Genomic DNA, 520 nt, shown 5'->3' with positions numbered 1-520 from the left:
GGGGAGAGGAGAATTCCATGAAGGCATCGAAGTTTTCAGAGGCGCAGATTGCATTCGTGCTGAAGCAGGCTGAAGACGGCTCGGCGGTGGCCGAGGTCTGCCGCAAGGCCGGGATCAGCGAGGCAACCTTCTACAACTGGCGGAAGAAGTATGCAGGCTTGATGCCCTCGGAGATGAAGCGGCTGCGTCAGCTTGAGGAAGAGAACGGGAAGCTGAAGCGGATTGTCGCCGACCTGTCGTTGGACAAGGCCATGCTTCAGGATGTGCTCTCAAAAAAGCTCTGAGGCCTGGCCGCAAGCGCGAGCTTGTCGACAAGGTGCGAACTGACTGGAAGGTGTCAGTCAGGCGGGCCTGCTCCACGCTTCGGGTTGATCGCGCTCTTTACGTCTACAAGTCGAAGCGCGGCGACCAGGCCGCTCTCAAACACCGGATCAAGGACATCTGCGCGACGCGGGTGAGATACGGCTATCGGCGCATTCATGTGCTGCTGCAACGGGAGGGCTGGGCCGTTAACGTCAAA

General features: G+C 59.2%; 1 pseudogene. It reads left to right on the top strand.

Annotated elements, in window-relative coordinates:
* Positions 1-17: 17 nt before the first annotated feature.
* Positions 18-520, top strand: a pseudogene (locus AC0L3P_RS40045) (transposase); the annotation flags it as partial.

The sequence above is a fragment of the Bradyrhizobium sp. WSM4874 genome (genome assembly GCF_055811835.1).
This window is presented reverse-complemented; position numbering and strand designations above follow the sequence as displayed.